This window comes from Pseudomonas sp. NFX98 (assembly GCF_047784845.1).
In the GTDB taxonomy this organism is placed as follows: domain Bacteria; phylum Pseudomonadota; class Gammaproteobacteria; order Pseudomonadales; family Pseudomonadaceae; genus Aquipseudomonas.
In genome coordinates this window covers 178,691-205,663 of record NZ_JBLNNF010000003.1, presented here as the reverse complement: position 1 = coordinate 205,663, position 26,973 = coordinate 178,691, and the positions used below count along the sequence as shown (strand labels likewise).

25 protein-coding genes are annotated in these 26,973 nt (G+C 58.9%); 14 read left to right on the top strand and 11 right to left on the bottom strand.

Going from position 1 to position 26,973, the window contains the following annotated elements; genetic code table 11:
- Positions 1-4: 4 nt before the first annotated feature.
- The 7 genes from ACM110_RS05315 (at position 5) to ACM110_RS05285 (ending at position 7,575) form a co-directional block, all read left to right on the top strand.
- Positions 5-904, top strand: a complete 900-nt coding sequence (locus ACM110_RS05315) for a carbohydrate ABC transporter permease (RefSeq protein WP_416127034.1) — start codon at positions 5-7, stop codon at positions 902-904.
- Between the two features lie 8 nt (positions 905-912).
- On the top strand, positions 913-1,743 hold the full coding sequence (locus ACM110_RS05310; RefSeq protein WP_416126904.1) for a carbohydrate ABC transporter permease: 831 nt from the start codon (positions 913-915) through the stop codon (positions 1,741-1,743).
- 124 nt (positions 1,744-1,867) lie between these two features.
- Positions 1,868-2,971, top strand: a complete 1,104-nt coding sequence (locus ACM110_RS05305; RefSeq protein ID WP_416126903.1) for an ABC transporter ATP-binding protein — start codon at positions 1,868-1,870, stop codon at positions 2,969-2,971.
- Positions 2,972-2,987: 16 nt separating this feature from the next.
- Entirely contained in the window at positions 2,988-4,460 is a 1,473-nt protein-coding gene (locus ACM110_RS05300; RefSeq protein WP_416126902.1) for a mannitol dehydrogenase family protein, read from the top strand.
- A 154-nt stretch (positions 4,461-4,614) separates the two neighbouring features.
- On the top strand, positions 4,615-6,111 hold the full coding sequence (xylB, locus tag ACM110_RS05295; RefSeq protein ID WP_416126901.1) for a xylulokinase: 1,497 nt from the start codon (positions 4,615-4,617) through the stop codon (positions 6,109-6,111).
- A gap of 13 nt (positions 6,112-6,124) precedes the next feature.
- The gene (locus ACM110_RS05290) at positions 6,125-7,069 is read left to right on the top strand and encodes a carbohydrate kinase family protein (RefSeq protein WP_416126900.1); all 945 of its coding nucleotides are present in this window, start codon (positions 6,125-6,127) and stop codon (positions 7,067-7,069) included.
- Positions 7,070-7,305: 236 nt separating this feature from the next.
- Positions 7,306-7,575 (top strand): DUF2790 domain-containing protein, encoded by a 270-nt coding sequence (locus tag ACM110_RS05285; RefSeq protein WP_416126899.1) that lies wholly within the window; start codon positions 7,306-7,308, stop codon positions 7,573-7,575.
- A 69-nt stretch (positions 7,576-7,644) separates the two neighbouring features.
- On the opposite strand, the gene ACM110_RS05280 is transcribed toward ACM110_RS05285, so the two are convergent.
- From ACM110_RS05280 to ACM110_RS05265, 4 genes are all read right to left on the bottom strand, one after another.
- Positions 7,645-7,917 carry a DUF1652 domain-containing protein gene (locus tag ACM110_RS05280; protein WP_416126898.1) on the bottom strand — a complete coding sequence of 91 codons (273 nt, stop codon included), beginning with the start codon at positions 7,915-7,917 and terminating at the stop codon, positions 7,645-7,647.
- A 221-nt stretch (positions 7,918-8,138) separates the two neighbouring features.
- Complete coding sequence (ilvA, locus tag ACM110_RS05275) at positions 8,139-9,152, bottom strand: threonine ammonia-lyase, biosynthetic (RefSeq protein ID WP_416126897.1); 1,014 nt, start codon at positions 9,150-9,152, stop codon at positions 8,139-8,141.
- A 264-nt stretch (positions 9,153-9,416) separates the two neighbouring features.
- Positions 9,417-10,340: a magnesium transporter CorA family protein gene (locus ACM110_RS05270; RefSeq protein ID WP_416126896.1), complete on the bottom strand. Its 924-nt coding sequence runs from the start codon at positions 10,338-10,340 to the stop codon at positions 9,417-9,419.
- Positions 10,341-10,347: 7 nt separating this feature from the next.
- Positions 10,348-11,949 carry a RimK family protein gene (locus ACM110_RS05265; protein ID WP_416126895.1) on the bottom strand — a complete coding sequence of 534 codons (1,602 nt, stop codon included), beginning with the start codon at positions 11,947-11,949 and terminating at the stop codon, positions 10,348-10,350.
- A gap of 92 nt (positions 11,950-12,041) precedes the next feature.
- On the opposite strand from ACM110_RS05265, the gene rimI reads away from it, so the two are divergent.
- Positions 12,042-13,139 (top strand): ribosomal protein S18-alanine N-acetyltransferase, encoded by a 1,098-nt coding sequence (gene rimI / locus ACM110_RS05260; protein WP_416126894.1) that lies wholly within the window; start codon positions 12,042-12,044, stop codon positions 13,137-13,139.
- Between the two features lie 162 nt (positions 13,140-13,301).
- Here the strand turns inward: rimI and ACM110_RS05255 are convergent, their stop codons facing one another.
- Entirely contained in the window at positions 13,302-14,453 is a 1,152-nt protein-coding gene (locus tag ACM110_RS05255; RefSeq protein ID WP_416126893.1) for a PQQ-dependent sugar dehydrogenase, read from the bottom strand.
- A gap of 61 nt (positions 14,454-14,514) precedes the next feature.
- Complete coding sequence (locus ACM110_RS05250; protein WP_416126892.1) at positions 14,515-14,856, bottom strand: hypothetical protein; 342 nt, start codon at positions 14,854-14,856, stop codon at positions 14,515-14,517.
- Between the two features lie 192 nt (positions 14,857-15,048).
- Here ACM110_RS05250 and ACM110_RS05245 point away from each other — a divergent pair, with 192 nt between their 5' ends.
- Positions 15,049-15,897: a Ku protein gene (locus tag ACM110_RS05245; RefSeq protein WP_338586509.1), complete on the top strand. Its 849-nt coding sequence runs from the start codon at positions 15,049-15,051 to the stop codon at positions 15,895-15,897.
- Between the two features lie 137 nt (positions 15,898-16,034).
- Here the strand turns inward: ACM110_RS05245 and lpxO are convergent, their stop codons facing one another.
- Positions 16,035-16,934 carry a lipid A hydroxylase LpxO gene (lpxO, locus tag ACM110_RS05240; RefSeq protein WP_338580782.1) on the bottom strand — a complete coding sequence of 300 codons (900 nt, stop codon included), beginning with the start codon at positions 16,932-16,934 and terminating at the stop codon, positions 16,035-16,037.
- A gap of 392 nt (positions 16,935-17,326) precedes the next feature.
- Between lpxO and ACM110_RS05235 the strand changes: the two genes are divergently transcribed.
- Positions 17,327-18,913 carry an ABC-F family ATPase gene (locus ACM110_RS05235; RefSeq protein WP_103393275.1) on the top strand — a complete coding sequence of 529 codons (1,587 nt, stop codon included), beginning with the start codon at positions 17,327-17,329 and terminating at the stop codon, positions 18,911-18,913.
- Positions 18,914-19,128: 215 nt separating this feature from the next.
- The gene (locus ACM110_RS05230) at positions 19,129-20,310 is read left to right on the top strand and encodes an MFS transporter (RefSeq protein ID WP_416126891.1); all 1,182 of its coding nucleotides are present in this window, start codon (positions 19,129-19,131) and stop codon (positions 20,308-20,310) included.
- An 80-nt stretch (positions 20,311-20,390) separates the two neighbouring features.
- On the opposite strand, the gene ACM110_RS05225 is transcribed toward ACM110_RS05230, so the two are convergent.
- Both ACM110_RS05225 and ACM110_RS05220 read right to left on the bottom strand, forming a co-directional pair.
- Positions 20,391-21,428, bottom strand: a complete 1,038-nt coding sequence (locus ACM110_RS05225; protein ID WP_416126890.1) for an alpha/beta hydrolase family protein — start codon at positions 21,426-21,428, stop codon at positions 20,391-20,393.
- Positions 21,429-21,595: 167 nt separating this feature from the next.
- Positions 21,596-22,207, bottom strand: a complete 612-nt coding sequence (locus ACM110_RS05220; protein WP_338580778.1) for an FMN-dependent NADH-azoreductase — start codon at positions 22,205-22,207, stop codon at positions 21,596-21,598.
- Positions 22,208-22,337: 130 nt separating this feature from the next.
- Between ACM110_RS05220 and ACM110_RS05215 the strand changes: the two genes are divergently transcribed.
- Both ACM110_RS05215 and ACM110_RS05210 read left to right on the top strand, forming a co-directional pair.
- Positions 22,338-23,246 (top strand): LysR substrate-binding domain-containing protein, encoded by a 909-nt coding sequence (locus ACM110_RS05215; RefSeq protein ID WP_338580777.1) that lies wholly within the window; start codon positions 22,338-22,340, stop codon positions 23,244-23,246.
- Positions 23,243-23,602, top strand: a complete 360-nt coding sequence (locus ACM110_RS05210) for an MmcQ/YjbR family DNA-binding protein (protein WP_416126889.1) — start codon at positions 23,243-23,245, stop codon at positions 23,600-23,602. The genes ACM110_RS05215 and ACM110_RS05210 overlap by 4 nt, the downstream gene beginning before the upstream one ends.
- Positions 23,603-23,613: 11 nt before the next feature.
- On the opposite strand, the gene ACM110_RS05205 is transcribed toward ACM110_RS05210, so the two are convergent.
- Both ACM110_RS05205 and ACM110_RS05200 read right to left on the bottom strand, forming a co-directional pair.
- Positions 23,614-24,042, bottom strand: a complete 429-nt coding sequence (locus ACM110_RS05205; RefSeq protein WP_416126888.1) for a DUF1294 domain-containing protein — start codon at positions 24,040-24,042, stop codon at positions 23,614-23,616.
- Positions 24,039-24,869 (bottom strand): undecaprenyl-diphosphate phosphatase, encoded by an 831-nt coding sequence (locus tag ACM110_RS05200; RefSeq protein WP_416126887.1) that lies wholly within the window; start codon positions 24,867-24,869, stop codon positions 24,039-24,041. The genes ACM110_RS05205 and ACM110_RS05200 overlap by 4 nt, the downstream gene beginning before the upstream one ends.
- A gap of 277 nt (positions 24,870-25,146) precedes the next feature.
- On the opposite strand from ACM110_RS05200, the gene ACM110_RS05195 reads away from it, so the two are divergent.
- Positions 25,147-26,781 carry a methyl-accepting chemotaxis protein gene (locus ACM110_RS05195; RefSeq protein ID WP_416126886.1) on the top strand — a complete coding sequence of 545 codons (1,635 nt, stop codon included), beginning with the start codon at positions 25,147-25,149 and terminating at the stop codon, positions 26,779-26,781.
- Positions 26,782-26,973: the final 192 nt, after the last annotated feature.

Sequence of the window (26,973 nt, the reverse complement as noted above, 5' to 3'; positions counted from 1 at the left end):
TCACATGGAAATCCCTCAACCGCTGCGTAAAAGCCGGTTGACCAATCCCGGCTGGTTTCTGGTCAGCCCTTCGGTGGCACTGCTGCTGTTGTGGATGATTGTGCCGCTGGGGATGACCGTCTACTTCTCCACCATTCGCTACAACCTGCTCAATCCCGGCGAGAACGAGTTCGTCGGTCTGGAGAACTTCACCTACTTCCTGACCGATTCCGGCTTCCTGCCCGGTGCCTCCAACACCCTGTTGCTGGTGGGCAGCGTGCTGTTGATCAGCGTGGTGTTCGGTGTGCTGATCAGTGCCTTGCTGGAGGCCAGTGAGTTTCTCGGTCGCGGCATCGTGCGGGTCATGCTGATCTCGCCATTCTTCATCATGCCCACGGTCGGCGCGTTGATCTGGAAGAACCTGATTTTCCATCCGGTGTCGGGGATTCTCGCCTACGTCTGGAAACTGTTCGGCGCGCAACCGGTGGACTGGCTCGCGCATTACCCGCTGCTGTCGATCATCATCATTGTTTCGTGGCAATGGCTGCCCTTCGCGATCCTGATCCTGATGACTGCCATGCAGTCCCTCGACCAGGAACAGAAAGAGGCCGCGCGCCTCGACGGTGCCGGGCCGATCGCGATTTTCTGGCACCTGACCTTGCCGCACCTGGCGCGGCCGATTGCGGTGGTGGTGATGATTGAAACCATCTTCCTGCTCTCGGTGTTCGCCGAAATCTTCACCACCACCAACGGCGGCCCCGGCTACGCCTCGACCAACCTTGCCTACCTGATCTACAACCAGGCGCTGGTGCAGTTCGACGTTGGCATGGCGTCCGCCGGCGGTTTGATTGCGGTGGTGATCGCCAACGTCGCGGCCATCGTGCTGGTGCGGATGATCGGCAAAAACCTGACAGACAAAGCCTGAGGCCCGCCATGACTCTTCAACAATCCCGCCGTCTGCAAAGCCTGCTGCTCGGCACCCTGGCCTGGGCCATCGCGATCCTGATTTTCTTCCCGATTTTCTGGATGGTGCTGACCAGTTTCAAAACCGAAATCGATGCATTCGCCACGCCGCCGCAGTTCGTTTTCACGCCGACGCTGGAGAACTACCTGCACATCAACGAGCGCAGCGATTACTTCAGTTTCGCCTGGAACTCGGTGGTGATTTCCTTCAGCGCGACGGCGCTGTGCCTGCTGATCGCGGTGCCAGCGGCCTACTCCATGGCGTTCTACGAAACCCAGCGCACCAAGGGCACGCTGCTGTGGATGCTCTCGACCAAGATGCTGCCGCCGGTGGGCGTGCTGATGCCGATCTACCTGCTGGCCAAGAGTTTCGGCCTGCTGGACACGCGCATCGCGCTGATCATCATCTACACGCTGATCAACCTGCCGATCGTGGTGTGGATGATTTACACCTACTTCAAGGACATCCCCAAAGACATCCTCGAAGCTGCCCGCCTCGATGGCGCAACGCTGTGGCAGGAAATGGTCCGGGTGCTGCTGCCGATCGCCAAGGGCGGCCTTGCATCGACAGTCTTGCTGTCGCTGATCCTGTGCTGGAACGAGGCGTTCTGGTCGCTGAACCTGACTTCGTCGAAAGCCGCGCCGCTGACTGCGTTGATCGCATCGTACTCAAGCCCCGAAGGACTGTTCTGGGCCAAGTTGTCGGCGGTCTCGACCCTGGCCTGTGCGCCGATCCTGATCTTCGGCTGGATCAGCCAGAAACAACTGGTGCGCGGCCTGTCGTTCGGCGCCGTGAAATGAATCCAAAGCAAAAGATCGCAGCCTGCGGCAGCTCCTACAGGGGAACTGCCGGCCGACCAAGGTAGGAGCTGCCGAAGGCTGCGATCTTTTGATCTTAAAAAACAACAAGTGGAGGCCCATGATCATGGCCAACCTGAAAATCAAGAATCTGCAAAAAGGCTTCGAAGGCTTTTCCATCATCAAGGGCATCGACCTGGAAGTGAACGACAAGGAGTTCGTGGTCTTTGTCGGCCCGTCGGGCTGCGGTAAATCCACCCTGCTGCGCTTGATTGCCGGGCTGGAGGAAGTCAGCGGCGGCACCATCGAACTCGATGGCCGCGACATCACCGAAGTCAGCCCGGCCAAGCGCGACTTGGCGATGGTGTTCCAGACCTACGCCCTGTACCCGCACATGAGCGTGCGCAAGAACATGTCGTTTGCCCTTGATCTGGCCGGCGTGCCCAAGGCCGAAGTGGAAAAGAAAGTCGGCGAAGCGGCGCGCATCCTTGAACTGGGGCCAATGCTTGAACGTAAACCCAAGCAACTTTCCGGTGGCCAACGCCAACGCGTGGCGATTGGCCGGGCCATCGTGCGCAACCCGAAAATCTTCCTGTTCGACGAACCGTTGTCGAACCTCGACGCGGCCCTGCGGGTGCAAATGCGCCTGGAACTGCTGCGCCTGCACAAAGACCTGCAAGCCACGATGATCTACGTGACGCACGATCAGGTCGAAGCCATGACCATGGCCGACAAAGTCGTCGTGCTCAATGGCGGCAAGATCGAGCAAGTCGGCTCGCCGCTGGACCTCTATCACCAGCCGGCCAACCTGTTCGTCGCCGGGTTCCTTGGCACGCCGAAAATGGGCTTCCTCAAAGGCAACGTCACCCGTGTCGATGGCCAGGGTTGCGAAGTGCAACTGGACGCCGGCACCCGCATCAGCCTGCCGCTGAGCGGTGCCAACCTGAGCGTCGGTGGCGCGGTGACGCTGGGCATTCGTCCGGAACATCTGGAACTGGCCAAACCCGGCGACTGCACCTTGCAGGTCACCGCCGATGTCAGCGAACGCCTGGGCAGCGACACTTTCTGCCACGTTCGAACCGCTTCCGGTGAAGCGCTGACCATGCGCGTGCGTGGTGACCTGGCGAGCCGTTACGGCGAAACCCTGAGCCTGCACCTCGACGCCGAACACTGCCATTTATTCGATGCCGACGGCGTGGCGCTGACCCGCCCACTGCGCGTTGCCGCCTGATTCCAGAGAGCTTGTGATGAAACTGAATAAACAGAACCTCCACCGCCTCGCCCCTGAGGTGGTCCTGCCCGCCTACGCCCTGAGCGATACGCGTCAAGGCATCGCCCACATCGGCGTCGGCGGTTTCCACCGCGCCCATCAGGCGTATTACACCGACGCGCTGATGAACACCGGCGAAGGCCTGGATTGGGCGATTTGCGGGGTCGGTTTGCGCGCCGAAGACCGTCGTGCCCGTGATGACCTCAAAGAACAGGATTACCTGTTCACGCTGTTCGAATTGGGTGATACCGACGACACCGAAGTCCGGGGCATTGGCGCCATTCGCGACATGCTGCTGGCCGAGGACGGCGCCCAGGCGCTGATCGACAAACTCGCCGATCCGCAGATCCGCATCGTCTCGCTGACCATCACAGAGGGTGGTTACTGCATCGACGACAGCAACGGCGAGTTCATGGCGCACCTGCCGCAGATCCAGCACGACCTGGCCAACCCGGATGCCCCTGAAACCGTGTTCGGTTTTCTCTGCGCGGCACTGGCCAAGCGCCGTGCGGCCGGTACGCCCGCGTTCACCTTGATGTCTTGCGATAACCTGCCGCACAACGGCGCGGTCACCCGCAAAGCCCTTTTGGCCTTCGCTGCATTGCTCGACTCCGGGTTGCGCGACTGGATCGATGCCAACGTCAGTTTCCCCAATGCCATGGTCGACCGCATCACACCGATGACCAGCACCGAACATCGCCTGCAACTGGCGGACAAACACGGCGTCGACGACGCGTGGCCGGTGGTCTGCGAGCCGTTCGTGCAATGGGTGCTGGAAGACAAGTTCGTCAACGGTCGCCCGGCCTGGGAAAAGGTTGGCGTGCAGTTCACCGACGACGTCACGCCTTACGAAGAAATGAAGATCAAGCTCCTCAACGGCAGCCATCTGGCCCTCACGTATCTGGGTTTTTTGAAGGGCTATCGCTTCGTTCACGAAACCATGAATGACCCGCTGTTCGTGCGCTACATGCGCGCCTACATGGATCTGGACGTCACGCCGCAACTGTCGCCGGTGCCGGGCATTGACCTGACTGACTACAAGAACACGCTGATGGAGCGTTTTTCCAATCAGGCGATCGCCGATCAACTGGAGCGTGTATGTTCGGACGGTTCGTCGAAGTTTCCGAAATTCACCATTCCGACGATCAACCGCCTGATCGCCGATGGTCGGGAGACCAAGCGTGCGGCGTTGGTGGTAGCGGCATGGGCCTTGTACTTGAAGGGCGTGGACGAGAATGGCGACACCTATTCGATCCCGGACCCACGGGCGGCGTTCTGTCAGGCGTTGGTGGCCGACGATGTGTTGATCACCCAGCGCTTGCTGGAGGTTGAAGAGATTTTTGGTACAGCGATTCCCCGGTCGGCGGAGTTTGTCGCCGCGTTTGAGTGGTGCTGCAATAGTTTGCGGGATGTGGGGGTGACGCTGACATTGGAGCGGGTGCTGGCGTAAGCCATGCGGTGAATCTGCTGCCGTCATCGCGGGCAAGCCCGCTCCCACAAGAATTGCGGTGAACACAGGATTTGTGAACAACGCTAAACCTGTGGGAGCGGGCTTGCCCGCGATGGGTTCCACACTGATCGACCTGATACACCAAGGATTCACCATGGCAAACCAACAATTATTCCTCGGTATCGACTGCGGCACCCAAGGCACCAAAGCCATCATCCTCGATGCTGTCAGCGGTGAAGTGCTGGGCCTCGGCGCCGCCGCCCACACGCTGATCAGCGGTGCCAATGGTCGTCGCGAGCAGGACACCACTGAGTGGCTGGAAGCCTTCGCCATCGCCACCCGCCGTGCATTACTGGCGGCCAACGTCGATGGCCAGTCCATCCTCGGGATCGGCGTTTCCGGTCAGCAGCATGGCCTGGTGTTGCTCGATGATCAGGGCCAGGTCCTGCGCCCGGCAAAACTCTGGTGCGACACCGAAACCACCGCAGAGAACGACCGCCTGCTGGAACATCTGGGTGGCGAGAAAGGTTCGCTGGAGCGTCTCGGCGTGGTCATCGCACCGGGCTATACCGTCTCCAAACTGCTGTGGACCAAGGAGCAGCATCCAGCAGTGTTTGCCCGAATCGCCCGCATCCTGCTACCCCACGACTACCTGAACTTCTGGCTCACCGGCCGCAGTTGCAGTGAATACGGCGATGCTTCGGGGACGGGTTATTTCAACGTACGCACCCGCCAGTGGGATTTGCAACTGCTGCGCGACATCGATCCGAGCGGACGCCTGCAAGCTGCATTGCCTGAGCTGATCGATGCTCACGCAGCAGTCGGCACGATTCTGCCGAGCATTGCCGAGCAATTAGGGATCAACCCGAAGGCGCTGGTCTCCAGCGGCGGTGGCGACAACATGATGGGCGCCATTGGCACCGGCAACATCCGGCCTGGAGCGATCACCATGAGCCTCGGCTCGTCCGGCACGGTATACGCCTATGCCGATCAACCGACGGTCAGCCCGGATGCATCAGTCGCCACCTTCTGTTCTTCCAGCGGTGGTTGGTTGCCTCTGATTTGCACTATGAACCTGACCAATGCCAGCGGGATCATCCGTGAATTGTTCGACCTGGATATCGAGTGCTTCAACGCGCTCGTGTCCCAGGCGCCCATCGGTGCCGAAGGCGTGTGCATGCTGCCGTTTCTCAACGGTGAGCGCGTCCCCGCCCTGCCCCATGCCACCGGCAGCGTGCTGGGCCTGACCATGACCAACCTGACCCAGGCCAATCTGTGTCGCGCGGTGGTCGAGGGCACGACGTTTGGTTTGCGTTACGGGCTGGACCTGCTGCGACAAAATGGCTTACAAAGCCGCAGCATCTGCCTGATCGGCGGCGGCTCGAAAAGCCCGGTGTGGCGGCAGATCGTCGCCGACATCATGAACACGCCGGTGATCTGCACCGAACAAAGCGAAGCCGCGGCCCTCGGGGCGGCGATTCAGGCGGCGTGGTGCAAGTCCTGGGCAAACGGGCACGAGGACAGTCTGGCGGATTTGTGCGAGCGCTGCGTGAAGCTCGATCTGGCCAGTGAAACCTTGCCGATTGCAGAAAACGTACTGGCCTCGCAGCAGGCCTACGAACGCTATCAACAGCATGTCGCAACCCTTTAGAGAGCGAACAATTATGTATCTGGTGTGTGGCGAAGCGCTGTTCGATTTCTTCAGTGAAAACGACGCCAGCGGCCTGGCTTCAAAAGTGAATTTCAAGGCGATTGCCGGCGGTTCTCCGTTCAACGTCGCGGTTGGCTTGCGCCGATTGGGTGTGGACGCGGCACTCTTTGCCGGGTTGTCTACCGACTACCTGGGCCGGCGTTTGCTGCAAGTGCTGCAGGATGAAGGTGTGCGCACCGACTATCTGCTGGATTTCGCCGCGCCGACTACGCTGGCGATGGTCGCGGTCGGCGCCAATGGCTCGCCGCACTACAGTTTCCGTGGCGAAGGTTGTGCCGATCGGCAGTTGGAAGCGCACCACCTACCGGAACTTGGGCCTGAGGTGCGCGGCTTGCACATCGGTTCGTTCTCGCTGGTGGTGCAACCGATTGCCGACACCTTGCTGGCGTTGGTGCGCCGGGAAAGCGGCAAACGCCTGATCAGCCTCGATCCGAACGTGCGACTCAATCCTGAGCCGAATATCGAACTGTGGCGTTCGCGGATTGCCACGCTGGTAGAGCACGCAGACCTGATCAAGGTCAGCGATGAGGATTTGAGCCTGTTGTATCCCGAGCAGGATCCTGCGCGAGTCATCGACGGCTGGTTGCAGCACCGTTGTCAGTTGGTGTTCCTGACCCGTGGTGGTGAAGGCGCGACGGTGTTCAGTCGGGCGCATGGTTCTTGGTCGGTACCGGCCAGTGCGGTGAAGATCGCTGATACCGTGGGGGCTGGCGATACTTTTCAGGCGGCATTGATTGCCTGGTTGACTGAGCAGCAACTGGATTCGGTTGAAGGTTTGCGTGAGCTGAGCCGTGAGCAGATCGAAGCGATGATGCGGTTTGCGGTTCAGGCGGCGGCGCTGACTTGCAGCAAGACCGGGCCGGATTTGCCTTATCGGCAGCAGTTGGATCTTCGCTGAGTTCAATGGCCTCATCGCGAGCAAGCTTGCTCCCACAGGGTTTAGGGTGGGAGCGATGGCATTTGTCCGCCGAACGGTAGTGGCAAAGCGACAGGTGGCGTTCAGGTGAATTAACCAATGCTTAATCGTGCAGTCCAACACTTACTGGACCGCACGCCTTCAGAGCTCTCTGATGCCCAGTGCGGCAGGTTCGACAACACGTCGAGCTGACTATTGTCTGCACTGGAGATTGCCCCATGAATACGCGCGTATTGCTCGTTTCCTCAGCCCTTGTCTGTGCCTCGTTTTCAGGTTTTGCGCTGGCTGACAACGCCTCCGCTCAACCTGCACCTTCGTACCACTACGGTATGCCATTGCACGTCGGCAAGGTGATTGCCCTGACCGAGCCCACCACCATGGACTGCGAGGTGATCACGGCAACGATGAAATACATCGATACGCAGTCGGGCCAACCCACAGAAATTGCCTATCGAAAACTTTCAGACGCTTGCAGTTACCAAAACTAAAGTCGAACTGGCGCCGGGCCTGGCATGTTTCCAGGCCCGAAGCGTCTCGGAAGGTTTTGAAACCGTGGGCTACAGTGCCTTGCCCATTACCTCACGGTGCTCGGTTTCAGTGTGATGATTCGCAAGGTCGGTACGCAGCCCGGCAATCAACTCGTGAATTTCCCGGCAACTGTTGAGATGCTGCGCATCGATATTGGTCTTCATTAGATCGAGGGTATCGGTGACACCGTCCGAGTAAATCTTGACCGTCATCTTCAAGTCCGGCGAGAGCGAACATTGGCAGCGTTTAGGCAGGAAACTGCTTTCGATGATGTTGCGAAGTTCCAAGGCAGAAAGAAACATGGCGACCCTCTCCTTTTTGTGAGACTGCCAATTAACTATCGACGCTGGCTCATGTGAAATCCCGGTCAGCTTAAGAACAGCTACAGCATAAAACATGCCTTGATCTTTGCCCGGCTGTTCATCGGTAAATCAATGATTTATGTAACTGCGCGTTAACACCTGCCGTGCAATTTGCAAGAAAGGCCGCTGGCGGCCCTGCAATTTGCACAGGCCGCTCACCTTCATGCCAAGGCGTCGCCAAGCGCGGCGCGCTCGGCTACATAGCGCAAACTGTCGAAATTTATGTTCGCGCCGGAGTCGATGGCCACCAGGGTCTGACCCCGAATACCGGTGCGCGCCACGTACTTCTTGATTCCGGCGACGGCCAGGGCACCCGAAGGTTCGGTGATCGAGCGCGTATCGTCATAGATGTTCTTGATTGCAGCGCAGAGTTCGTCATTGCTCACCGTCAGCACTTCATCGACGCAAAACCTGCACACTTCAAAGCCGTAAGAACCGATCTGCGCCACCGCCACGCCATCGGCAAAGGTGCCCACGGTGGGCAGGACCACACGCTCATTGGCCCGTAGTGCTGCTTGCAAGCAGGCCGAGTGCTCAGACTCGACGCCGATGATGCGCACTTCAGGTTTCAGGTATTTGACGTACGCCGCAATGCCGGCGATCAATCCACCACCGCCCACAGGAACAAAGATCGCGTCCAGCGCCCCTTGCTGCTGACGCAGGATTTCCATGGCGACGGTGCCCTGCCCGGCGATCACATCAGGATCGTCAAAGGGCGAAACAAAGGTCTTGCCCGTTTGCTGCGCCAACTCCAGCGCATAGGCCAGGGCAAATGGAAAACTCTCGCCCTGCAGCACTGCCTCGGCGCCTCGACTGCGTACGCCCAGCACTTTCAACTGCGGTGTGGTCGCGGGCATGACAATCGTCGCATCGATGCCTAACTCGCGCGCGGCCAGTGCCACCCCCTGAGCATGGTTGCCCGCCGAAGCAGTAATCACCCCATGAGCCCTTTGCGTAGTGCTCAAGTTCACCAGTTTGTTGTAGGCACCACGGATCTTGAAAGAAAACGTCGGTTGCAAATCTTCGCGCTTGAGCAGGATCTGGTTGCCCAGGGCTTCCGACAATGCGTGTGCCGGTTGCAGCGGAGTACGAATGGCCAGTTCATAGACCGGCGCCGCGAGGATTTTTTTGACGTAATGCTCAAGCAGGGTTTGCTGGGCGGGCGTACTGGTCATGATTGTCTCCTGACATTGATCAGAGCCCCCGAGACAGATAATAAAAACCCGCCTCTAGGGCGGGTTGGGTGCTGCAGTCGTGAGCTAGCCCGCCAAATGAGGAATGGCGGTAATAATGCTTGGCTGGCAGCGCAATACTGTGGAAGTCATGCCCGGAAATTAGCCGGGTGCTCATGGCAAGTCAATGGTCAATTTTCAGTCGATGCGCACAAAACCACTGTAGGAGCGAGCTTGCTCGCGATGACGACATGACAGTCACCCGATTCATCTCGCCAAGCGCTTGAGCCCCACTACCATCGCCCCCGCTCCCAACATCATCGCCGTCAGAAACAACGGATACGCCACCCACCACGGCGTCCCCTCCGTCATCATGCTGAACTCGGACATGCCGCCAATGCTCGCGATCAGGTTCAGTGGCAGGAACACTACGTTGATCAGCGTCAGTTTGCGCAGCAGGTTGTTCATGCTGTTGTTCATCAGGTTGCCCCGGGCATCGATGAGCCCGGAGAACACCGTCGAGTAGATTTCAGCCTGTTTGTAGCACTGGTTGTTTTCGATGATCAGATCGTCGATCAGGCCAATGGCATGGGCGCCGAAGTGTTCCTTTTCCGCATGATTACGCAGCCGGGTCAGGACCGCGCCGTTGCTGTGGATGGCGTTGATGTAATAGATCAGGCTTTCGCTGAGGTTGAACATCTGGATCAGATGCTGGTTCTGCATCGCGGCGTTGAATTTTTGCTGCAACTCGCGCGCAACCAGTTTGATCACCTTGAGGTGACCCAGGTAGTGGTGGATGTTGTTGAACAACAGATCGAGCAACACATCCAGCGGCGTGTTCAACGCCTGCCGCTTGCCGAGCCCGCTGAGGGGCGCGTCGTCGGTGGCGATCACCAGCAATCGGTCCGGGCAGAACAGCAGGCCGCAGGATGACACTTCGAACGCCAGGCTACCGGCGCCGGAGTAGTTTTCCGGGCGCTTCCAGATCAGGAACAGGTTGTCGGGGTGAAACTCGATACGTGACACCTCGTCGGGGTCCAGCGCCGACGCCAAGGCATGCTCATCGAGTTTGAAGTGGCTGTGCAGCAAGTCCCGCTCGGCGGCGTCGGGGTTGCTGAACAGCATGACCTCGGCGTCCAGCCGTTCAACGGCGTGCAACGCGCCGTCGGCCAATTGAAAACTCTTGATCATCGGCCGATCACCAGGCCTGGCCGCGACGTTTCAATTCCAGTCGTCGCACGAACTCTTCCAGCACCAGTGAATACAAGTCGTCCTGCAGGTAGGCGTCTTCGATGCCGGCGTCCATGTTCGGGTTGTCGTTGACTTCGATCACCACCACTTTGTCGCCGGACTGCTTGAGGTCGACGCCGTAAAGGCCATCGCCGATCAGGTTGGCCGTTTTCACCGCAAGTTCCACCACCGCCCGTGGGGCTTCATGTACCGCCAAGGTACGACATTCACCGTTGATGTCCTGGCCCTTGGCCTTGTGGTTGTAGATTTGCCAGTGGCCCTTGGACATGAAGTACTGACAGGCAAAAATCGGCTTGCGATTGAGTACGCCAATGCGCCAGTCGTATTCGGTGTAGAAGAATTCCTGTGCCAGCAACAGCACCGAGTGTTCGAACAGCTCAGCGGTGGCTTCGAGCAACGCTTGTTGGCTCTCGACCTTGATCACGCCCCGGGAGAAACAACCGTCGGGGATCTTCAGTACCAGCGGAAACCCCAGGCGTTCGCCCACCCGTTCGAAGTCTTCCGGTCGCTCCTTGTAGAGGATTTCGGTGGCGGGCATGCCCAAGTGATGGCTCTTTAGCAGGTCGGTCAGGTAGACCTTGTTGGTGCAGCGTAGAATCGATGCCGGATCATCCATCACCACCAGCCCTTCGCTCTCGGCTTTCTTGGCGAAACGGTACGTGTGGTTGTCAACGCTGGTGGTTTCGCGGATCAGCAAGCCATCGTATTCGGCAATCCGTGAGTAGTCCTTGCGCTCGATCAGTTCGACATCGATGCCCAGCGTCCTGCCGACCCTGACGAAATTATCCAGCGCCTTGGCATTCGATGGCGGCAAGGCTTCCTGCGGATCATGCAGGATGGCCAGGTCGTAACGGGCCATTCGGCGGGATCGCGGCATGCGCCAGATCTTGCGACTAAAGTTGTCGAGGGAATGGGCGAATTGATCTTCCTGATCTTCACGCAACTTATGCAGCGCACCCGACTTTATGCCTTCGATATGCCAGCCGTTAGTTCTTCTAAATTCAACTAATAGAATCGGACAGGCAAACACTTCAAACAACTGTCGCGCCAAATCCTGCAAGGGTTCGATATTGGTCTTGCCGAAATACAGCGTCAGGGTAAAACCTTCAGTATCACTGTAAGCATGATGACTGAGGGCTTTTTCCAGAGTTTTACCCAGGTCGTCCAACGCCAGGCCGTACAAGGACTTTCGGGTCAGTTCGCTGATGGTCCGCACCGACGGAATGACCTTGTGCCCACGGGCTTCAGCCAGCAGCGAGCAGTAGTATCCGTGCCCCAGGTACTTGTAACTGCGGCACAGGTTGATGACCTGCACACGCTTACTCTGTTCGTTGTCACGGGTTTGTTCCAGGTATTCCTGGGCCGTGACGATGTCCTCGCTGGGGAAGTAAGAGGCCCAGTCTTCGTTGCGTTCGACGATGATAATCAACTGGCTGGAAGTTCTGCCTGACTCATTTAAATCAGAGTCTTTTAAATAAGTTGCAGAAGTGATTGCCGCCGGCAAAGTTTGCTCGGATACTTCGCGCCAATGACCTTGTACCGCTGACATAGAGATTGATCCGTTGGTGAACAAGACCTCTCCTATTAAGCACGAAGTTTTTCGAAAGTCCCGTTTCGTTACGCAACTTTTACGGCGGTCATATGAATACGTTTTTTCGTTTGGCGGTATTGGAAGACTTACAAGCGTTGCTGCAACTGGAGGAGCAATGCTTCACCACCGATCGACTCAACAGTCGCAGCTTTCAATGGATGATCACCCGTGCCAACGGGCAACTGCTGGTGGCCCAGCGCGATGAGCAGTTGCTGGGTTACGCGGTGGTGCTTTTTCATCGAGGTACGTCGCTGGCACGCCTGTATTCGATCGCCATCGTTGCCCAGGCCCGGGGCACCGGATTGGGCAAGCAGTTGCTCGATCGCATAGAAGCCTGCGCTGTGGAGAACGATTGCGCGTATTTGCGTCTGGAAGTGCGTATCGACAACCCGGCGGCGATTGCGTTGTATGAGCGCAACGGCTACCGGCGCTTCGCTCTGATTCACGACTATTACCAGGACCATGCCGATGCGTTGCGCCTGGAAAAGCGCATCCTTCAGCACCGCGAATCACGCAACATCCAAGTGCCTTATTACCCGCAGACCACTGAATTTACCTGCGGCCCGGCCTGCCTGCTCATGGCCATGGGTGCACTGCAACGGAACCGAATGCTGGAGCGCCGCGAGGAACTGCAGATCTGGCGCGAGGCGACGACCGTGTTTATGACCTCCGGTCACGGCGGCTGTAGCCCTCAGGGTTTGGCATTGGCGGCCTCGCGGCGTGGGTTTCGAGTGCGTCTGCAACTCAGCATGAGCGGACCGTTGTTTCTCGACGGCGTGCGCAACGAGCATAAAAAAGACGTAATGCGCTTGGTGCACGATGAGTTCACCACACAGCTGCTTGCGAGTGACGTGGAGCGCGAAATCGGCGGGCCGTTGAATCTGCCGCGGCTGCTGGAACAGGGCGGGCAGCCATTGGTGCTGATCAGCAGCTATCGCCTGACCCGCTCGAAATCACCGCACTGGGTGATCGTTACCGATTGCGACGACGATTTCGTCTATCTGCACGATCCCGATGTGGACCACAGCCAGCATCGCCAACCCATGGACTGTCAGCACGTGCCAGTCAGCCATGGGGAGTTCGAGAAGATGTGCAGTTTTGGCCGGGACAAACTCAGGGCAGCTGTGATCCTGTTTGCCCAGCCTTGAACGCTCGTCCTTGTAGCAGCTGGCGGAGCCTGCGTTCGGCTGCGCAGCAGTCGTAAAACAAACTGCGCGGTGTGTCAGTCAGAAGTCGGTTAGCGGATTTAGCGGCTGCTGCGCAGCCGAACGCAGGCTTCGCCAGCTGCTACAGGGTTTGCGGTGAATTGTTTATTTGAGGCCTACCTTGTACAAGCCGCCATCCTCTTCATCGGTCAACACATACAAATAGCCGTCCGGCCCCTGCCGCACATCGCGGATGCGCTTGTTGAGTTCACCCAGCAAGCGTTCTTCGTGTACGACCTTGTCGCCATCAAACTGCAGGCGGATGAGTTCCTGCGTCACCAACGCACCGATAAATACGTTTTGCTGCCAGGCCTTGAAGCGATCACCGTCGTAGAACGCCATGCCACTGAGACCGGGAGACTTTTCCCAGAAGTGTCGCGGGTTGACAGTGCCCTCGGCGGTTTTTCCCTTGGCTTCCGGGATCGCCTGTCCGGAATAGTTGATGCCATGAGTGGCCAGCGGCCAACCGTAGTTCTTGCCACGCTCAATCACGTTGATTTCGTCACCACCCCGGGGACCATGCTCGTTCTCCCACAGGGTGCCGTTCCACGGGTTGAGCGCCGCGCCTTGCGGGTTGCGAACGCCATAGGCCCAGATCTCCGGACGCACACCGGCCTGGCCGACAAAGGGGTTGTCGTCCGGGATCTTGCCGTCCGGGTAAATCCGCACGATCTTGCCTTGCAACTTGTCGAGATCCTGAGCGGTCGGTCGGTCGTTGTTTTCACCCAGGGTAATGAACAGATAGCCATCGCGGTCGAACACCAGTCGTGAGCCGAAATGGTTGCCAACCGAAAGCTTCGGCTCCTGGCGGAAGATCACCGTGAAATCCTTGAGGGTCGTCAAGTCTTCCGACAGCTGTCCCCGGCCGACCGCAGTTCCCGCCTTGTCGCCCTGCCCGCCACCCTCGGCGTACGACAGATAGATCGTACGGTCCTGCTTGAAGTCCGGTGATAACGCCACATCCAGCAAACCGCCCTGCCCCTTGGACCAAACTTTGGGCACACCGTTGATGGGCGCGGAGAGTTTGCCGTCAGCCGTCACCACACGCAGGTTGCCGGGGCGTTCAGTGACCAGCATGCCTTTGCGGTCAGGCAGAAATGCCATTGCCCAGGGATGCTCCAGGCCCTTGGCGATGGGCGTGACCTCAAGGGTGCCCTGTTCACTTTTCATGTCCTGGGCGGGCGCTGCCAGTACCGGCAGCGTGGCGGTCAATAGTGCGCTGGCGCAGAAAGTGGCCAGAAGGGTTTTACGCAACATGCACGATTCCTTTTGTCATGAGGATGGACATCTGCCCTGCCGTTCAGCGACTGCGGGCGCCCTAGTTTCGAGGAGGTGGATTGGGGATGAAGGTCGGTGAGCCGGTGGGCGCCGATCGCTGCTGGGGATAGCGATTGCCGATGCCGCCGTTGTCGAGGGTCGGTGGGCGCGGCACCGGCACGGTGTTCGGGCCACGGATGGCCGGCGCACTGGGTTGTGTGCCCTGCATGCTATTGGGATTGGCCCGGCGAATCGGGCTGTTGTAAGGATTGTTGTTGCCGCTGTTCGGCAGGTTCTGGGCGACCTGCAATGGCACACGCGGCGAACGATCCTGCGCTTGAGCCAATGGGCCGAAAATGCCGGACATGGTGAGCAGGATGAGAGCGGAAATGTATCGTGTCATGGAACGCCTCTCTACATGCGCGTGAACAAGGTCTTCGATAGCACGCTACGCCCAGGGTTCGGTTTTGTTAACCAAAACCTCCATCGCAAGATGTAACACGAAGTTGACCTCCCGCCGCGAGCGGGCTGCAACCCGCGGAAACTTTTGCCCGAGGCCCAGAGTCACCTGATCATCACTCGCGAGAACACGACCATGGCAAGGGCAATCTGGAAAGGCGCGATCAGTTTCGGGCTGGTGCATATTCCTGTGGCGCTGGTCTCGGCGACCTCTTCGCAAGGGGTGGACTTCGACTGGCTCGACAGCCGCAGCATGGAACCGGTGGGTTACAAGCGCGTTAACAAGGTCACCGGCAAGGAAGTCACCAAGGAGCATATCGTCAAAGGTGTCGCCTACGAAAAGGGTCGGTACGTGGTGCTCAGCGAAGAAGAAATCCGCTCGGCACATCCCATGTCGACCCAGACCATCGATATTTTTGCCTTTGTCGACGGCAAGCAGATTCCGTTGCAGAACATCGACACACCCTATTACCTGGCGCCGGATAAACGCGGCGGCAAGGTCTACGCGTTACTGCGCGAAACCCTGATCAAAACCGAAAAAGTCGCCCTGGCCCGCGTGGTGTTGCATACCCGCCAGTACCTCGCGGCATTGATGCCGCTGGAATCGGCGCTGGTGTTGGTGAAATTGCGCTGGCCGGCGGAAGTGCGCAGTCTGGATGAACTCGCGTTGGGGCCGGACGTCACCGAGGCCAAACTGGCCAAGGGTGAACTGGACATGGCCAAACGGCTGGTACAGGACATGAGCGCCGAATGGACGCCGGAAGATTACCGGGATGAGTTTGAAGACAAGATCATGGCCCTGGTCGACAAGAAGGCCCATGAAGGCAAGATCGAGGACGTTGAGACGGATACCGGCGAAGAGGCCCGTAAGACAGCGGATGTGATTGATTTGACTGAGTTGTTGAAACGCAGTCTTGGGGGTAAGGGAGCGAGCAAAACGGTGGCCAAACCCAAACCGGCTGCAAGGAAAAAAGCCAGTAAGTGATGCGTTGGATGGGCCGGCCCTATCGCGGGCAAGCCCGCTCCCACAGATTACATTGGTGTGAATGAAATCACTGTCTCACACCGCGCACTGTGGGAGCGGGCTTGCCCGCGATGACGATTTCAGCCGTTCAACTGCTTTCAGATCAGAATGAAGACCGCCAACAAACCACCAAAAATCGCCCACTTTTCGAGGTAGTAGAGCTTGCGATTACGCTTCTTCAGCTCTTTGCCACGCAAACGAATCTTGTAGATCTTGCCAAACAGACGGTTGATGCCACCGGTCTTGTCACCCGCCTCGTTCGGCGCGCCGGCAGCCGACATCACATTGCGGCTGAACCAGCCGTTGAACGCTGCCGCCCAGCGATACTTCATCGGACGCTCGACGTCGCAGAACAGAATGATGCGGTTCTGTTGCGTGGTGTTTTCCGCGTAATGAATGAACGTCTCGTCGAACATTACCGCTTCTCCATCGCGCCAATGGTAGTTCTCGCCATCGACATTGATGTAGCAACCGGCGTCGTTGGGCGTTTCCAGCCCCAGGTGATAACGGTACGAGCCTGCATACGGGTCACGGTGACGCACCAGTTTTGAGCCCGGTGGCAACTCGGCAAACATCGCGGCCTTGATCGAGCCGATGCTCTGCACCAGTTCGGTGGTGCGCGGGCAAAGCTTCATCGCCGAGGGATGGCTGTCGCCGTACCACTTTAGGTAGAAGCGCTTCCAGCCGGTTTTGAAGAACGAGTTGAAACCGACATCGTCGTACTGGTTCGAGCGCTTGATCTCGCCTGCTCGCAGCAGGTTCTGGCCTTCAGCGCGGATTTCTTCCCAGTGGGCCTGCAACGGCGCAAGGTCGGGAAAATCCGCCGGATTGAGGTAAGGCTTGTTGGGGATTTTCGAGAACAGATAAAGGAAGCAATTGATCGGCGCGAGAAACGTCGAATGATCGCTCAATTGGCGGCCCAGCTTGTGGCGCACCCGACCACGCAGGTGAACATACGCAACGGATACAACGTAGATAGCGGCAATGATGAGTTTCACGGAAATCGTCACACGTCAGAAGTGAACAAACTGCGCCCCCTGCCAGCCTGCGGCCCGCGGGTCTTGTGCAGCGTCTGAAAACGAAACAGCGGCCCCGGTGCCCGCCCGTGAGCCATGCCGGACATCGACATCCGGTGAAAGATGGCATTTTAGTCACAGTTTGTAACCAATAGTTAACCTGTTGCAGTGAAAATCTATGAGTCGAGGCTGCCAAAGCGTGTCTGTGGCCTGATTGCCCTATCGTTTAAAGAGCCAGACCAGTACAATCGCCGCCAAACTTTACGTGCCTCTTCGTTGATGACGGGAAAAACCCGCTTTCAGCGCACATTGATTCGGGTCAAGCGCGGTACTGCCGCACCCTGGCTACTCTGAATGCTTCGCAGGAAAAACCTTTGATCTCTACAGCTAACATCACGATGCAGTTCGGCGCCAAGCCGCTCTTCGAAAACGTCTCGGTCAAATTCAACGGTGGCAACCGTTATGGCCTGATCGGCGCCAACGGTTGCGGCAAGTCGACCTTCATGAAGATTCTCGGCAACGACCTCGAGCCGTCTGGCGGCCAGGTCATGCTGGAGCCGAATGTGCGCCTGGGTAAATTGCGCCAGGACCAGTTCGCCTACGAAGAATTCACCGTGATCGATACCGTGATCATGGGTCACGAAGAGCTGTGGAAGGTCAAGGCCGAGCGCGACCGCATTTATTCGCTGCCGGAAATGAGCGAAGAAGACGGCATGGCCGTGGCCGAACTGGAAACCGAGTTCGCCGAAATGGACGGCTACACCGCTGAATCCCGTGCCGGCGAACTGTTGCTGGGTCTGGGCATTCCCCTGGAACAGCATTTCGGCCCGATGTCCGAAGTCGCTCCGGGCTGGAAACTGCGGGTGTTGCTGGCTCAGGCATTGTTCTCCGATCCTGAAGTGCTGCTTCTCGACGAACCGACCAACCACCTGGACATCAACACCATTCGCTGGCTCGAAACGATCCTCAAGGCGCGTAACAGCACCATGATCATCATTTCCCACGACCGTCACTTCCTCAACAGCGTGTGCACCCACATGGCTGACCTGGACTACGGCGAGCTGCGTCTGTTCCCGGGCAACTACGACGAGTACATGACCGCGGCGACCCAGTCCCGCGAGCAACTGCTGTCGGACAACGCCAAGAAGAAAGCCCAGATCTCCGAACTGCAAACGTTCGTCAGCCGCTTCTCGGCCAACGCCTCGAAAGCCAAGCAGGCCACTTCCCGCGCCAAGCAGATCGACAAGATTCAGCTGGCCGAGGTCAAGCCATCGAGCCGCGTGAGCCCGTTCATCCGTTTCGAACAGACCAAGAAGTTGCACCGTCAGGCCGTGACCATCGAGCAGATGTCCAAGGGCTTCGACGGCAAGACCCTGTTCAAAAACTTCAGCTTCACCGTCGAAGCCGGCGAGCGCGTGGCGATCATCGGCCCGAACGGTATCGGCAAGACCACCCTGCTGCGCACCTTGATGGGTGAACTGACCCCGGACGCCGGTTCCGTGAAGTGGACCGAAAGCGCGGAGCTGGGCTACTACGCACAGGATCACGCCCACGACTTCGAAGACGACGTCAGCCTGTTCGACTGGATGGGCCAGTGGACTCAGGGCGAGCAGGTCATCCGTGGCACCCTGGGCCGGATGTTGTTCTCCAACGACGAGATCCTCAAGTCGGTCAAGGTCATCTCCGGTGGTGAGCAAGGCCGCATGCTGTTCGGCAAGCTGATCCTGCAAAAGCCGAACGTGCTGGTGATGGACGAACCGACCAACCACTTGGACATGGAATCCATCGAGGCGCTGAACCTGGCGCTGGAAAACTACCCGGGCACGCTGATCTTCGTCAGCCACGACCGTGAGTTCGTATCGTCCCTGGCCACTCGCATCATCGAGCTGAGCCCGAATGGCGTGACCGACTTCAGCGGCACCTATGACGACTACCTGCGTAGCCAAGGCGTCGTGTTCTAAGCGTCGGTTCGAAATGAAAAGCCCTGTCCTTGTGACGGGGCTTTTTGTTTCAAAGATCAAAAGATCGCAGCCTTCGGCAGCTCCTACAGGGTGTACTCATAATTGATGTAGGAGCTGGCGAAGGCTGCGATCTTTTTAATCGTTAGCCTGCTTTCTTTTATCGCAACGTCACGCCATCATGCAGCTCTCCCACCGCCGCCCGCGAACGAGCCCTCATGTCTGCGCAGCAACAGCCACCGCAAAGCTCCATGGCGATCACCCTGCAGATCGTCTCTATCGTTTTCTATACCTTTATTGCCTTCCTCTGCATCGGCCTGCCGATTGCGGTGTTGCCGGGGTATGTGCATGAACAGCTGGGGTTCAGCGCTGTTATCGCGGGGCTGACCATCGGCTCGCAGTACCTCGCCACCCTGCTCAGTCGACCCATGGCCGGGCGCATGTCCGACAGCATCGGCACCAAGCGCGCGATCGTCTATGGCTTGTCGGGGATCGTCTTGAGCGGCGCACTGACCTTGCTGTCGACGTTGCTGCAAAGCTTTCCTTTATTAAGCCTGTTGATCCTGATCGCCGGCCGTTTGTTGCTGGGGATCGCCCAAGGTTTGATCGGGGTCGGCACCATCAGTTGGTGCATGGGCCAGGTCGGCGCGGAGCACACGGCGCGTTCGATTTCGTGGAACGGCATTGCCTCCTATGGTGCGATCGCCATTGGTGCGCCGCTGGGCGTGGTGATGGTCGCTGAGCTGGGCTTCGCCAGTTTGGGGATCGCCTTGTCGGTGCTGGCCCTGGCGGCGTTGCTGCTGATTCGTAACAAACCGTCGGTGCCGGTGGTGCGCGGCGAGCGCCTGCCGTTCTGGGCGGTATTTGGGCGCATTGCGCCGTTTGGGGCGAGCCTGAGCCTGGCCTCCATCGGTTATGGCACCCTGACGACGTTTATCACGTTGTACTACGTCAACCGCGGCTGGACGGGCGCGGCATACTGCCTGACGGTGTTCGGCGTGTGTTTTATTCTGGCGCGGTTGCTGTTCATTTCCAGCATCAGCCGTTTTGGTGGCTTCACTTCAGCCATCGCCTGCATGACCATCGAAACCGTTGGCCTGGTGCTGCTCTGGCTCGCGCCGTCGACCGGTTACGCCTTGATCGGTGCCGGCCTGACCGGGTTTGGCCTGTCGCTGGTGTATCCGGCGCTGGGCGTCGAGGCGATCAAACAGGTGCCTAACTCCAGTCGTGGCGCGGGACTGAGTGCCTATGCGGTGTTTTTCGATCTGGCACTGGCGATCGCCGGCCCGCTGATGGGGGCCATTGCGCTGAATCTTGGGTATTCGTGGATTTTCTTTTGCGCGGCACTGTTGTCGGTGGCCGCGCTGGGGCTGACGTTACTGCTCAAGCATCGGGCCTAGCAAAAGATCGCAGCCTTCGGGAGCTCCTACAGGGGTCCAGCATTGCAATGCAGGAGCTGCCGAAGGCTGCGATCTTTTAGCTATTGATCCGCCGTCTGCATTCCCGCCCGCGTCGCCTTGCCCAGAGTACGCGAGAAGAAGCGCCCCGCTTCAGTCACCAGATTGCGGTGAATGTCTTCCCGGTCGACACCATCTGCATCGGTGCACAGAGCCGGCATGATGACGATCTGCTCGTCGTTGCACGGCGCCATGAACACGAAGTGCCCCGCCCCGGCCAGCAGCTTGAAGTCCGGCGCGACTGGCAGTTTGCGCGCCAGTGCGGCGGCGTTCTTGTCGAACGGCACCAGTTTGTCGCCATCGCCGCTGTACAGCAGCACCGGCACATGCACGTCGGCAAGGGTGTGACGACCGAATTTCAGGCTCAGCGGCGCCATCAGTAACAGCGCGTGAACTCGAGGGTCGGCCACCGGTTGCAAATCATCACGATCGACGATCAGTTCGCCCTGGGTGTTACAGGCATCGCGATCGTCCGGACGTTCCTGGCAGTAACGACGCAGGCGATCCAGGTCCGGCGTCGCACCGGACAGTATCAACGCGGTCTCCCCACCCGCCGAATAACCGATCACACCAACCTGGTCAGCATTGACGAACGGCGCCAGCATGCGGTCGCCCAACGTCGCGGTAATCGCTTCGGAAATCTGGATCGGCCGTCCGTAGAGATTGCTCAAGGTGCCGAGTCGGCTGTGGTCCTTGGAGTTGTCGCCCGGATGAATGACCGCAACTACCACAAAGCCTTTGCGAGCCAGCGACGTGGCCAGGTCATGCAGGGCCAATGGCGTTCCGGTGTTGCCATGGGACAGCATCAGCATGGGGAAACGGCCCATGGCGACCTTGGTGTCTTCACCGGCCTCGACCGTGTAGCCCTCAAGCCTGCTGGAGTGCTCTTTGTCGCTGGAGGGATAGAAAGCGATGGCGCGCATCGGTTGCAGATCGAGCGGGTCGAGAAAACTCATCTCGTGGTAACCGACGCTCCAGTGAGGATGCGGCGCGGGGGCAGCGTGCACTGAATTCAGGCTGCCAAGCAGGCAAATCAGAAAAGCTGCACAAAGACGCATCATCGGATGCCCCACCTGTTACCAGACCATAGACGTTAACCCTCGATTGCATATCCTGGGCCAACCTCTGTAACGACCAGAAACAAAAAACTCCGCATCTGGCACTTGCGTGATCAGAATACAGAGTTTTTTGGGGCATTACCTGAACGGTTGCTGCTTTTACGCAAGCCTTACGCGGCGGCGAACAGTTGCTCGCTGATTTGCGTGTGAGCGTCGCTCATTGCTTTGGTGCGCACTTCGTCACCGTACGCCAGGCCATGGGCACGAACGAACTCGATGTCGGTGATGCCGATGAAGCCGAACAGCACTTTCAAGTAGTCTTCGTGGGCAACACCGGTCGCCTGGCCAGCGTGCAGGCCGCCGGAAGTCGAAACGATCACCACTTTCTTGCCGCCGCACAGGCCTTCAGGGCCGGCTTCGGTGTAACGGAAGGTCTGACCGGCAACGGCAATGCGGTCGATCCAGGCTTTCAGTTGAGTCGGGATGGTGAAGTTGTACATCGGCGCTGCAATCACGACGGCGTCTGCGGCGAGGAATTCGGCCAGGGTCTGGGCGCTCAGTTCGGCTTCGTGCTGTTGTGCGGCGTTGCGCAGCTCAGCGGTGGTGCCGGCAGCAACCAGAGTGGTAGCAGAGAAGTGGCTGATGGCATCGGCGGCCAGGTCGCGGTAGGTCACGACGGCGGTAGGCTCGGCGGCTTGCCAGGCTTTGACGACTTCGCCACTCAGCAGACGGGAAGCCGAGTTGTCACCAAGAATGCTCGAATCGATATGCAGCAGTTTCATGTGGGATCTCCAGGTGAGGATCGCCGCCAGGGCGATCTGATGGAGACAATCCTACAGACGAAACTAATAGCTGATTAGAGTGCAACAATGCGATAGTTTGTCTCACTGATAGAACGATTGAGTAACGCCAATGCAAGATCTTAATGACCTCTATTACTTCGCCAAAGTCGTCGAGGCCGGTGGCTTTGCGGCGGCCGGGCGTTTGCTGGGGATACCCAAGTCGCGGCTGTCACGGCGCATTGCCGAGCTGGAAGAGCGTCTTGGCGCGCGTTTGTTGCAGCGCACCACCCGGCAACTCAAGCTGACCGCCGTGGGCGAACGCTATCTGCGCCATTGTCAGGCGATGTTGCTGGAAGCCGAAATGGCCGACGAGGCCGTGGCCAGCATGTCCAGTGAGCCCCGAGGGCGCTTGCGGGTTTCATCTCCCGTCGGATTGGCTCACGAGATGCTGCCGGAAGTGATCAGCAACTTCCTGGAGAAATACCCGCAAGTGCAGCTGGAGGTGATGCTGGTCAACCGGCGCGTCGATCTGGTGACCGAAGGCGTCGACGTGGCTTTGCGCGTACGTGAACCGGGCGACGAAGACCCGCTGCTGGTCACGCGCCGGTTGCGGCAGGCCCAGATGCTCGTGGTGGCCAGCCCTGCATTCCTGCAAGGGCGTGACATCAACCGGCCCGAGGACCTGAAAAACCTGCCGGTGCTCGGCGCCCTCGAACCCGATCGCATGGTGCATATTCGCCTGGTGGATGGCCAAGGCAAAAGCTTCGAGCTGGCCCTTGAAGCGCGACTGGGCATCGACGATTTCATCGTGCGCAAGACCTGCGCGCTCGCCGGCCAAGGTTTTACCACGCTGCCGATGATGTACTGCGAGCAGGAACTGGCAAACGGTTCGCTGGTGCAACTGCTGCCGGACTGGTCGTTGCCGGGTGGCTGGTTGCAAGCGGTCTATCCTCACCGTCGCGGCGTGATGCCGGCCGTGCGGGCCTGGCTCGACCATTTGATCGAAACATTCAATGCCTGCGGGGATCGTTTGATATGAAGTCAGGACGCATGAGCGAAGCGGATGTCGCGGCCTTTTGCCTGGGGTTGCCGGGCGCACGGGAAGATTACAAATGGGGCGGCGTGCGGGTGTTTTCGATTGCCGGGAACAAGATGTTCGCCTTGCAAAACCTGCGTGGCGATTCCCTGGCGTTCAAGGTCGACAAGGATCTGTTTCTCGGTCATTGCGACCGCCCGGGCATTCATCCGGCGCCTTATCTGGCGCGGGCCCAATGGATCATCATGGCAACGCCCTACCCTTTGGGCGCCGAAGAACTGCAAGCTCTGTTGCAGCGTTCCCATCAACTGGTAGTCAGCAAACTGCCCAAGCGGACTCAAATCGGACTGCTGCTCTGATTCCTTCTTTATTAGAACAACGCGAACAGCTGCGCACCGAGAAACAACTGATCGATCCAAAACACCTGGTGCAACAGGACGATGAGCCAGAACACCACTTGAAACGAGACTTTGCGCGTCTTGTGCCGAAACATCTGTTGCGCGAGCAACGCACCCGGCCAGCCGCCTGCGAACTCCAAGGCATGCAGCACGTTTTCCGGGGTTCGCCATTGATCGGCGCGGGCCTTGCGCTTGTCGCTCCAGTACAGCAAAAACGCCAGCACGCTGACGATGCCGTAGGCTGCCAGCGGTATCAGCGACACCCCTCGCAGCCACAACGACATCGAACCGAACAACGGCAGCGCGCACAGGATCGCAAACACCAGCAGTTTCAGCCGGGGATTGCGGATCTCGCCTCCGGAGTTACGCCCGGGATTGTTGCGCGCGCTGGAGTCACTCATGGCTTGGCCGCAGTCCAGTCGACCCAGCCAAACTGCCAGGTGGCCAGAATCAGCAGGCCGAAGGCGATGCGATACCAGGCGAACGCCGCGTAGCTGTGGCTGGCGATGAACTTGAGCAGGCCCCGAACAGCGATCATCGCGAAGATGAATGCGGTAACGAAACCGATCGCGAACACCGGGAAGTCAGACGGCACGAACAGGTCGCGGTACTTGTAGCCCGAATACACCGCCGCGCCCACCATGGTCGGCATGGCCAGGAAGAACGAGAACTCCGTGGCGGTCTTGCGCGACAAGCCGAACAACAAACCGCCGATGATCGTCGAGCCGGAGCGCGAGGTGCCCGGGATCATTGCCAGGCACTGGGCGAAACCGACTTTCAGGGCATCTTTCCAAGTGATGTCGTCAACAGTTTCGGCGTGCACTTCGTGCTGCCGCTTTTCAGCCCACAGCATGACGATCCCGCCGATCACCAACGCAGTGGCCACCGTGACCGGATTGAACAGGTAGTGGTGAATCAGGTCGGCGAAAATCACCCCCAGTACCACGGCCGGCAGGAAGGCGATCAACAGGTTCGCAGTGAACCGCCGTGCGCTTGGCTGGGTTGGCAGCCCGATGACCACGTCGAAAATCTTCCGGCGGAATTCCCACACCACCGCCAGGATCGCCCCGAGCTGAATGATGATGTTGAACGCCATGGCGCGTTCGCCACCGAAGTTGAGCAGGTCAGCAACAATGATCTGATGCCCGGTACTCGAAATGGGCAAAAATTCCGTCAGCCCCTCTACAACCCCAAGAATCAAAGCCTGAAAGGCAGTCCAAAGATCCATCAATCCCCCAAAAGGCTATGCGTCGACGCATGCCCCGTTAGTATTTTACAAAGCGTTTATCGCGCTCAGCGTAGTTGAAATTCCACGAGCGCAAGATCCCGATCGCCTCTGAAAAACCCGTGAAAAATCAATTTGTATTCAGGTTTTACCGCGCGGGGCCGAAATCCTATCAGACAAGTCTGAAAAGCGCTGCCGCGTTATCGGACCTGGCAGGATGCTGGCGATCAATCATTACAAAAACAAGAAACCCCAGAACAAGAAATCGGAGCACCGCGTTATGAACAGCTTGCGCAATATGTCGATCAGTCGCCGTTTGTGGCTCATCCTGATCGTGGCCGTCATGATGCTGTTGGCCTTGGGCGTGATGATGCTCAAGCAGATCCACGACGATTTGTACGACGCCAAGGCGCAGAAGACCCAGCATGTGGTGCAGACCGCCAGCGGCGTTCTCAGTTATTACCAGGGCCTGGAAACCGCCGGCACCCTCACCCGCGAAGCCGCGCAGAAACAGGCGCTGACCGCTATTCGCGGCCTGCGTTATGACCAGAACGATTATTTCTGGATCAACGATCTGACGCCCGTGATGGTCATGCACCCGGCCAACCCCAAACTCGACGGCCAGAACCTCTCGGCAATCCGCGACCCGGACGGTTTTGCGCTGTTCAACGAAATGGTTGCAGTCGCCAAGAGCAAAGGTGCAGGGATCGTCAATTACCGTTGGCCGAAGCCCGGTGCCAGCGCACCGGTCGAGAAAACTTCCTACGTCAAATTGTTCGAGCCCTGGGGTTGGGTGATTGGCTCGGGCGTGTACATCGATGACATGCAGGCCGAGTTTTACGGGCAAGTTTGGGAAGCATCGTTTATCGGCCTGGCCATCGCGCTGATCATGGTGGCGCTGGTGATGCTGATTGCCCGCAGCATCGTCCGCCCGTTGCAGGAAACCGTGAACGCGATGGCCAACATCGCCAGCGGTGAAAGCGACCTGACCCGCAGCCTCGACACCCACGGCCAGGACGAGGTCACGCAACTGGCGCGGCACTTCAATGCCTTCACCACCAAGCTGCGGCTGGTGATCGGTGAGTTGCAGGTGTCCGCGAGCGCCCTCGGCCAGTCGTCCAGCGAACTGGGCAACGACGCCACCCAGGCCCAGCAACGCAGCCAGCAACAATCGCAGCAGATGGAGTTGGTGGCCACGGCCATTAATGAAGTGACCTATGGCGTGCAGGACGTAGCGAAAAACGCCGAGCATGCCGCCAGCGAAATGCGCGATGCCGAAGCGCAGGCGCAGCAAGGCCAGATCAACATCGACGGCAGCCTGCAACAGATCGACACGCTGTCTTCAACAATCGATCAGGCCGTGGAAGTGATCCGTACGCTGGCCGCCGAAAGCACCCAGATCGGCAGCGTTCTGGAAGTGATCCGCTCCATCGCCGAGCAAACCAACCTGCTGGCCCTCAACGCTGCAATCGAGGCGGCCCGAGCGGGCGAGCAAGGTCGAGGTTTCGCGGTCGTGGCGGATGAGGTTCGTCTGCTGGCCCAGCGCACCCAGAAGTCCACGGCAGAAATCCAGTCGATGATCGAACGCTTGCAAACCCATTCCGAAGCGGCGGTCAAAGTCATTGGCGACAGCAGCCGCGCCTCGCAATTGACCATTGAACAGGCCGGTCTGGCCGGTGCCAGCCTTAATGCAATCGGCCAGGCGCTGCGCAACCTCAACGGGCTGAACGCCTCGATCGCCAGCGCGACGTTGCAGCAGGCGCATGTGGTTGAGGACATCAACCAGAACGTTACGCAAGCCGCCGGGCTCTCTCACAGCACCGCCTTGGCAGCGGAACAGTCCAGCGTGGCGAGCGTGCGACTCAAGGGGTTGAGTGAGCAACTGAACGGATTGCTCAAGCAGTTCCGGGTCTGATTTCACAAAAACGCCTTGCTCTGTAGCAGCTGCCGAGCCCGCGAGGCTGCGTTCGACTGCGAAGCGGTCGCCACCAGGCACCGAATTGTTCCTGACTCAATTCGGTGCCTGATTTCACGGCCGCTACGCAGCCGAACGCAGCCTCGCAAGCTCGGCAGCTGCTACAACGCGCATGCCGGTTCTACTTGGCAG